Raw genomic sequence first — 7632 nt, 5'->3', positions numbered from 1 at the left:
AGGCCAGGCGCCTGACCGTGGCGGGGGACAGGACTTCGCCGGTCTGGGTCATCCCGGTGCTGGTGAGCTGCTCGGCGAGCACGTCGTACCTCATCGTGACGAGGAGCCGGGCCTTGGAGGTGGTCGGCGCGCCCTCTGGTGAGGACACGCCCCGGCCGATCACCGTCATCAGGGCGTCGTAGCGGCGTTGGGTGGTCGAGCGGGGGTCGGGCCCGTCCTCATCGGGTGCGGGCGCGGCTAGTGGTGAGGTGAGCACTGCACGGATGGTGGCGGCGCCCTCGGCGTCGGCTGTCACCACGAACCGGGTCAGTGACCCATCCGCCAGCGACGACTCGTGCACGCCGCGCAGGTCGCGCTGCGCTCGTGTCTTCTCCTCGTGCTCGGCGTCGGTGAGGGCGACCTCTACGAGGTGGTCGGTGACGCGCTTCAGCTCGCCGTCGGTGTAGCCGACATCGGCGGCGACGGGCAGCAGCAGTGTGATGTGCTCGTCGTAGGCGTCGGCATCGGTGACCGGGCGGACCTGACGCAGGCAGCGCAGCAGCCGCGCGGCCCGGCGGGGCGACACGGTGCCGTCGGCGACCGCGTCGAGGATCGGTGCGTGCGCCGGGCGGGCGCCCTCGGTGACCACGACGACGAGGTCGCCCACCTCGGCGCGGGACAGCCACGGGCACCGGCCGGCGACCCAGTCGTGCAACGACAAGCCAGACTCCTGAACCAGGCCGCGCCGGGCGGCTTCGGTGACGAGGGTGACGCTCAACCGGTCGAGGTCGGCGCGCAGCACGTGCATCCCCTCAACCGCGCGACCCAGCCCGGCATCGGACTCACGCACCACCTGTGGCCGGGCCGCGAGCGCCGCATTCGCCCCCGCGCGCATCTGCCGCAGCGGACCATCGAACACCGACCCTCCGAGATCAGAGGCAGAGTCCCCTACGGTGGGCTCCACCACCGCGAGACTCACGACCCTGCGCCTTCGAACATGTGTCTATTGTCGCAGGTCACACCGACACAAAGACGCGCAGACCACGGCTGTGGACACCGACACCCTCAGGTGCAGCGTGTGGACGACGCCATCACGTCCCCCACTCACCGTGGCCGCGCCGCGCCTGGGCCCGGCGCCCTCGCTCCCGCCCGGACGGTGAGCGGACCGTTACCCTTCCCTGGTGCCCGAATCCGATGCTGCCGGCTCCGGCGAACCCCGGCGACCGGCGAGGTTGGCCCCGATCGACCTGGCCCGCGGCTTCCTGATCGGCTCCGCCGAACTGGTCCCGGGGGTCTCCGGCGGGACCGTCGCCCTGGTCACCGGGGTGTACGAGGACCTGATCGCCTCGGCCTCGCACGTGCTGGGCGCGGCTCGTGCTCTCGTCCTGGGCCCCGACCGCAAGGCGGCCTGTCTGCGCGAGCTGCGGCGCACCGAGTGGCGGCTGATCGTGCCGGTGCTGGCCGGGATGATCCTCGCGGTGCTGACCATCGCCGGGGTGATGAGCACGTTCGTCACTGACCACCCGGAGCTTGCGCGCGGCCTGTTCTTCGGGTTGGTCGCGGCCAGCATCATCGTGCCGATCCGGATGCTGCCCGACCCTCATCGGGCGCCGGCGCTGGACGCCGGACTGGCCGTGCTGGCCGCCGCCACCGCGTACTTCCTCGTGACGCTGGCCACCGGGGGCAGCAGCACCGACCCGCCGTTGTACCTGGTGTTCGGCGCCGCGGCCGTGGCCGTCTGCGCGCTCGTGGTGCCGGGGGTCTCCGGGTCGTTCCTGCTGCTGGCGATCGGCATCTACACGGTCACCTTGGACGCCGTCAGCGAGCGTGACCTGGTCTACGTCGCGGTCTTCGGTGCGGGTGCCGCCTTCGGGCTGGCCTCTTTCGTCCAGCTCATCTCCTACCTGCTGCGCGAGCACCGGCGCACGACCCTCGTGGTCATGACGGGCCTGATGGTCGGCTCGCTGCGAGCCCTGTGGCCCTGGCAGTCCAGCAGCAGCGGCGAGGCCAGTGGGCCGGGAGCTCTTCTCGCTCCCACCGCGCCGGTCACCGGACCCCTGCTGCTCATGGCCCTCGGCGTCGCCGTGGTGCTGTTGCTGGTCTGGGTGCAAGCCCGCTCGGACAGTCAGCAACAGAACGACGAAGCGCAGGACCGGCAACGCTGAGACACTGGGCTGGTGAGCGACCAGCGGCAAACGGACGACCAGCAGCGAACGGACGACCAGCAGCGAACGGACGAGATCGTCCAGTGCCTGCAGGAGAGCTTCGCCGAGCTCATGCAGCACGCCCCCGACGCCTTCCGCACCAAGTTCCGCAAGATGGCTCGGGACCCGTTCGCCTTCTACCGCGGCACCGCCTGCCTGTTCTACGCCGACCTCGCCGGGAACACCCAGCTCGAGCACGCCCTGACCGGCTCCGACCAGCGCTGGTGGGGTGAGCACGGGGACCGCATCTGGATCCAGGGTGACCTGCACGTGGAGAACTTCGGCACGTACATGTCCGGAGACGGACGTCTGGTCTTCGACGTCAACGACTTCGACGAGGCCTACGTGGCGCCGTGGACCTGGGAGATTCGCCGCTTCGTCGCCTCGCTGGCCCTGGTGTGCTGGGGGAAGGCCCTGCCCGATCAGGTCATCGACGACCTGGTGGACACCTACGTGCGGGCCTATGCCGACCAGGCCAGGGAGTTCACCGACCACGACAACATCGAGTGGGCGCTGACCCTCGACAACGCCGAGGGCGCGGTGCTGGACACTCTGCGCAGTGTCAAGCTCGTCAGCCGCGAGGAGTTCCTGGGCCAGGTCACCGTGGTCGAGGAGTACCGCCGCCACTTCGAGAGCGGCTACGGCACCCCACTGGACGACGCGCAGCGCGAGAAGGTCGGCGAGGCGTTCGGGACCTACCAGCGGACGTTGTCGAAGGAGCGTGACTCCCGGATCCGGTTCGACGTGCTCGACGCGGTGCAGCTCGGGGCGCTGGGAATCGGGAGTGCGGGCCTGCCCGCGTATACCGTGCTGATCGAGGGCGAGACCCAGGCCCTGGGCAACGACGTGCTCATCACCATGAAGCAGGGGCAGGAGGCGGCCCTGGAGCGGGTGATCACCGACGAGCGCATCGTGGAGGCGTTCACCGACCATGGGCACCGCACCGCCGCTTCGCAGCGGGCCCTGCAGGACCACGCCTCGCCCTACCTGGGCTGGACCGAGATGGACGGGTCCGGCTTCGTGGTCAGCGAGTTCTCCCCGTACGAGGCGGACCTGAGCTGGGACGACGTCACCGAGCCGGACGACATGCGGGTGCTCGTGCGCCAGCTCGGCCAGGCGACGGCCAAGATCCACTGTGTGGCCGACGACGAGTCAGGGCATGACCTGGTCGACGTCTCGGTCGAGCAGGTCGTCACCGACGCCATCGGGGACGACGTCAATACGCTCGTGGAGCAGATGACGGCGTTCGCGCACGCCTATGCGGCACAGGTGCGCCATGACCACCGTCTGTTCGTGGAGGCCTTCCGTGCGGGGGCGTTCTCCGCGGTGGACCCGACCACCTAGCCGTCCGCGAGCCCCGGCTCGAGGGGAGCCGAGGCTCAGTCGGTGGGCAGTGGCACCTCGAGCAGCCGGTCGTCACCATCGTCGGGGTCGCCGCGAGCGGTGTTGTTGGTCAGCACCCAGAGCTGGTCGTCCGGACTCACGACGACGCTGCGGAGCCTGCCGAAGTCGCCCTGCAGCAGCCGCTCCGCCTCACCCAGCTCACCGTCCTGGTTCATCGGGACGTGCCACAGCGACTCACCGCGGAGCGCGGCGACGTAGATGTCGCCGTCCGGCCCGACGGTGAGCCCGGACGGCGAGGCGTCCGAGGTCGCCCACGTCAGGATCGGGTCGATGAAACCGTCCTGGTCACAGGGTCCCTCGCACTCGGGCCAGCCGTAGTTCGACCCCGGCGTGATCTGGTTGACCTCGTCGAGGTCGTTCTGGCCGAACTCGCTGGCCCACATCCGTCCCTCGGAGTCCCAGTCCAGGCCCTGCACGTTGCGGTGTCCCAGCGACCAGACGGGGGAGTCGGGATCCGGGTTGTCCGGGGCGGGATCGCCCTCCGCCGTGACCCGCAGGATCTTGCCACCGAGGGAGTCCGGGTCCTGCGCACTGGCGCCGTCCGAGGCATCCCCCGTGGTGACGTACAGGTAGTCGTCCGGGCCGTAGGCGATCCTGCCCCCGTTGTGGTTCCCGGCCTTGGGGATGCCGTCGAACACCACCCGCACCGAAGGCTCCTCGTCGGGGTCGGCCCCGGAGGTGTCCACCTCGACGACGCGGTTGTCCTGCTCGGTGGTGATATAGGCGAGGAAGACGCTGCCGTCCTCACCGGGCGGCACCGCCAGGCCCAGCAGACCGCCCTCACCCCCGGGCTGTACCCCGGGCACCACCGTGACCAGCTCGCGCTCCCCGCCCGGTGGTTGGCGGAAGACCTGCGCGGTGTCCCGCTCGCTGACCAGGGCCTGCCCGTCGTCCAGGACCACCAGACCCCAGGGGACATCGAAGCCAGTGGCCAGGGTGGTCGCCCCGGTGCCGTCGCTGGCCTGCTCGTTCGACCCGCTGCCCTCCTCGGAGCCTTCCTGCTGACCGGAGGTGCCGCTCGAACACGCCACGAGCACGGCGGTCAGCGTGGTCAGAGCCCACAGGCCCCGTCGTCGGCGGGGCCCCGCTCCGTGCCCAGAAACTGCCATGGGTTCAGCCTGACACGAGCCGGGCGAAGACCACGATGTTGTCGACGTGGGCTCGGGCCTCGGGGTCGTACTCGCCGCCGCAGGTGATCAGGCGCAGCTCAGGGCCTTCCGTGTTCCCGTAGACCGCGACCTTGGGGAAGTCGTCCTTGGGGAAGGAGTCTGTGGCGTAGACCTCGAAGGTGGCCACCGAGCCGTTCTGCCGCGTGACCTCGACGCGGTCCCCGCGACCCAGCTCGCCGAGGTCGAAGAACACCGACGGCACCGATCCCTGGCTGGTGACGTGCCCCTCGATCACCGCCGGTCCGACCTCGCCCGGAGTGGGTGAGCCGTCGTACCAGGCGGCTTCGTCGTAGCGCTCTCCGGTCGGGACCTGTAGGGACCCGTCGTCGTTCAGCCCGAGGGCGTGCAGGTCCGAGGTCACGTCGATGGCCGGAATGCTCACCGAGAGCGGGGTCGAGCGAGCCATCGCCTCGACCGACGGCTGACCCGAGGAGTCACCCGGCTGGGCCTCGGCCTCCTGCTCGCCGTCGGCATCCGCCGTGGCGGCAGCGGTGTCCTTTGGCTCGGTCTGCGCGGCTGAACCGTCGCCCGACGCGCGCGCACCGTTCTGCTGCGCCCCGTCGGACTCGGAGCCCTGCGCAGCCTGCGTCAGCCCGTCGGAGGCCGACGGCGCCGGGGGCTGCGGTTGCTGGGTGAACAAGGCCCAGCACAGCGCAGCTGTCCCGACGAGGAGCAAGGCGACGGAGGCCGCGAGCGCAAGGCTGCGCCCGCGGCCACCGTCGGTGAGGAACGTCATGCGATCAGCGGCCGTCTTCCGTGCTGCGACGACGCGTCGCCGCGATGCCGAAGACACCGGCGCCCAGCGCGGCCGCGCCCATCGCGAGCGCACCGGCGTTCTCGGTGCCCTGCGTGGACCCGCCGCCCGTGGCCACGCCGTCCTGCGGCATGTTCATCTGGGCCACGTTGAACTCACCGCAGGCGGCCGGGTCGGTCGCCTCGGAGGGCAGCGAGGGATCCAGGTCGGACTCCTGGTCGCCGTCGTAGGAGCCACTGTCGTTGTGGTCGACCCCGTGCAGCACGACCACGCCGTTGCCCGCCTTGATGTCCTGGGCGACGTCCTGCGGCAGCTCGATGGTGCGCTCGTAGTCGACGGTCTCGCCGGCCGGGAAGTTCTCCACGTCGAGCGCGGCTTCCGGGCCGGTCTGGCCCGGCTCGTTGGTCAGTGAGACCTTGACCCCGCCGTAGGAGCCGGCGGCGTCTGAGGTGCGGATGGCCCCTTCGAACCCAGAGCCTTCCATGTTGGGGTCGGGGCAGGTGTTGTCGCCGCCAATGTGGATGTGCTGCGCGTGCGGGGACTCGGCGAGGAGGCCCTGGGCCTCGATCTGGATGGTCAGCTCGTTGCCGTCGAGCATGCCCCAGGCCGTTCCGCTCACTCCGGAGTCGTTGAGCTGGCTCAGGTCGGCGGACAGCTCCGTGCCCCCTGAGTGGTTGTCGGCGGACGCCGGCGCGGCGACGGCGACGGGCAGGCCGACGATCGCCGCGATGGCCAGCGGAGCCAGGTGCTTCTTGGTGGTACGCATGAGATCTCCTTCGAGACGGTTCGCGCCGCGGGTTCTCCCGCACGCCGATGCATCGGTGGCATCGACAGAGGTTCGGCTCCGTCGGCGCGACGGATTGATCCAGGTTCGGAGGGAGTACGGCTCAGCTGACAGAGACCGAGCTCAGGTCGGTCAAAACCCGTTGCGCCGTAGCCAGTAACGGGCTCGACCCGCTTCCGGCACGGATCCCCGTCCGGATCTGACGCGAGGGGCTCGGATCGCCCTCCAACGGCACCCGCACGATGTCGTAGCCGTGAGGGAGGCGGGGGGCGTCGTGCCGGTCACGCACGACGTCTCCACGTTCGTCCTCGAGTCCATGTCGCCGCGCAGCTTCACCTTCAGCCCTGGGCAGTATGTCGTGGTGACGGTGAACCTCGGCGGTTAGCGACACCAGCGCTGTTACACGATCTCCTCGCCCCCCACTCGGCCGCACCTGCTGACCATCACGGTCAAACGCACCCCCGACGGCCTGGTCTCACGCTGGCTGCACGAGAACCTCGAACGGGGCGGCCGGCTCGAGGTCTCCGGGCCGTTCGGCGACTTCACGATGGCCGCCCACCCTTCGAGCAAGTACCTGTTCCTCTCTGCGGGAAGTGGCATCACCCCGTTGATGTCGATGACCCGCACCTTGGCCGACCTGTGCGCCCCCGCCGACGTCGCGTTCATCCACTCCGCACGGAGCCCGATGGACATCGTGTTCCGTCACGAGCTGGAGGCGCTGCCCTCCTCGGGCCTCAACCTGGCCGTGACCTCGATCTGCGAGTCGGACAGTCCCGGCGAGGTATGGACCGGTCCGCGGGGCCGGCTCAGTGCTGGGCTGCTGGCCGCCGTCGTGCCCGACGTGACCGAGCGGCAGGTCTTCATGTGCGGTCCGGGTCCCTACATGACCGCGGCCTTCAACGTGCTGATGGAGCTCGGCGTGCCGGTGGAGCACGTGCACCAGGAGAGCTTCGTCATCGAGCCGCTGACCGTCCCCCTGGCGGTGGTTCCCGAGGTGCCCCCTGCCGCGGGGATGGAGGGGCTGCTCCATTTCGCGGACGGTGCGGAGCCCGGAACCGGGACTACCGGGACCGCGACGGTCGAGTTCCGCCGCAGCGGGCAGCAGGTGCGGGTGGCGCCCGGGACGACCGTCTTGGAGGCTGCGGCACAGGTCGGTGTCTCGATCCGTTCCGCGTGCGGTCAGGGTCTGTGTGGGACATGCAAGAGCGACCTGCTCGACGGCTCTGTCGACATGCAGCACGCCGGCGGCATCCGCCCGCGTGAGGTCAAGGCGGGCAAGTTCCTGCCGTGCTGCTCCTACCCCGAGAGCGACCTGGTCATCGACGCGTAGGGTCACCG

The 7632-nt window shown here is 70.2% G+C and carries 8 protein-coding genes and 1 pseudogene; 5 read left to right on the top strand and 4 right to left on the bottom strand.

The window, feature by feature from the left end; all coding sequences use genetic code 11:
- The coding region (locus tag VJ976_RS07995) for a DUF222 domain-containing protein (protein ID WP_414693593.1) at positions 1–958 on the bottom strand (958 nt) is incomplete at its 3' end.
- Positions 959–1160: 202 nt separating this feature from the next.
- Between VJ976_RS07995 and VJ976_RS07990 the strand changes: the two genes are divergently transcribed.
- Together VJ976_RS07990 and VJ976_RS07985 are read left to right on the top strand one after the other, a co-directional pair.
- Positions 1161–2144: a DUF368 domain-containing protein gene (locus tag VJ976_RS07990; protein WP_324099592.1), complete on the top strand. Its 984-nt coding sequence runs from the start codon at positions 1161–1163 to the stop codon at positions 2142–2144.
- Positions 2145–2156: 12 nt separating this feature from the next.
- Complete coding sequence (locus VJ976_RS07985; RefSeq protein ID WP_324099591.1) at positions 2157–3527, top strand: DUF2252 domain-containing protein; 1371 nt, start codon at positions 2157–2159, stop codon at positions 3525–3527.
- A gap of 35 nt (positions 3528–3562) precedes the next feature.
- On the opposite strand, the gene VJ976_RS07980 is transcribed toward VJ976_RS07985, so the two are convergent.
- The 3 genes from VJ976_RS07980 to VJ976_RS07970 are packed head-to-tail and all read right to left on the bottom strand — an operon-like array spanning position 3563 to position 6276.
- Positions 3563–4696, bottom strand: coding sequence for a PQQ-dependent sugar dehydrogenase (locus VJ976_RS07980; RefSeq protein ID WP_324099590.1), 1134 nt, complete (start codon positions 4694–4696; stop codon positions 3563–3565).
- Between the two features lie 4 nt (positions 4697–4700).
- Positions 4701–5492: a class F sortase gene (locus tag VJ976_RS07975; RefSeq protein ID WP_324099589.1), complete on the bottom strand. Its 792-nt coding sequence runs from the start codon at positions 5490–5492 to the stop codon at positions 4701–4703.
- Positions 5493–5496: 4 nt separating this feature from the next.
- Positions 5497–6276, bottom strand: a complete 780-nt coding sequence (locus VJ976_RS07970; protein WP_324099588.1) for a CHRD domain-containing protein — start codon at positions 6274–6276, stop codon at positions 5497–5499.
- A gap of 271 nt (positions 6277–6547) precedes the next feature.
- Between VJ976_RS07970 and VJ976_RS07965 the strand changes: the two genes are divergently transcribed.
- The 3 genes and pseudogenes from VJ976_RS07965 to VJ976_RS07960 all read left to right on the top strand — a co-directional run bounded on the left by VJ976_RS07965 (position 6548) and on the right by VJ976_RS07960 (position 7624).
- Complete coding sequence (locus VJ976_RS07965) at positions 6548–6679, top strand: hypothetical protein (protein ID WP_324099587.1); 132 nt, start codon at positions 6548–6550, stop codon at positions 6677–6679.
- An 18-nt stretch (positions 6680–6697) separates the two neighbouring features.
- Positions 6698–6826 (top strand): annotated as a pseudogene (locus VJ976_RS12670) (hybrid-cluster NAD(P)-dependent oxidoreductase); the annotation flags it as partial.
- A 15-nt stretch (positions 6827–6841) separates the two neighbouring features.
- Positions 6842–7624, top strand: coding sequence for an iron-sulfur cluster-binding domain-containing protein (locus VJ976_RS07960; protein ID WP_324099586.1), 783 nt, complete (start codon positions 6842–6844; stop codon positions 7622–7624).
- The last annotated feature ends 8 nt before the right edge of the window (positions 7625–7632 follow it).

The organism is Ornithinimicrobium sp. (assembly GCF_035267225.1).
Taxonomy (GTDB): Bacteria; Actinomycetota; Actinomycetes; order Actinomycetales; family Dermatophilaceae; genus Ornithinicoccus.
The sequence above is the reverse complement of the archived record's forward strand: the minus strand, read 5'-3'. Positions and strand labels throughout refer to the sequence as shown.

Excerpts from the sequence above, each read along its gene's own strand:
- VJ976_RS07980 (WP_324099590.1), bottom strand. The coding sequence starts at position 4,696 with ATGGCAGTTTCTGGGCACGGAGCGGGGCCCCGCCGACGACGGGGCCTG.
- VJ976_RS07970 (WP_324099588.1), bottom strand. The coding sequence starts at position 6,276 with ATGCGTACCACCAAGAAGCACCTGGCTCCGCTGGCCATCGCGGCGATC.
- VJ976_RS07960 (WP_324099586.1), top strand. The coding sequence starts at position 6,842 with ATGGCCGCCCACCCTTCGAGCAAGTACCTGTTCCTCTCTGCGGGAAGT.
- VJ976_RS07975 (WP_324099589.1), bottom strand. The coding sequence starts at position 5,492 with ATGACGTTCCTCACCGACGGTGGCCGCGGGCGCAGCCTTGCGCTCGCG.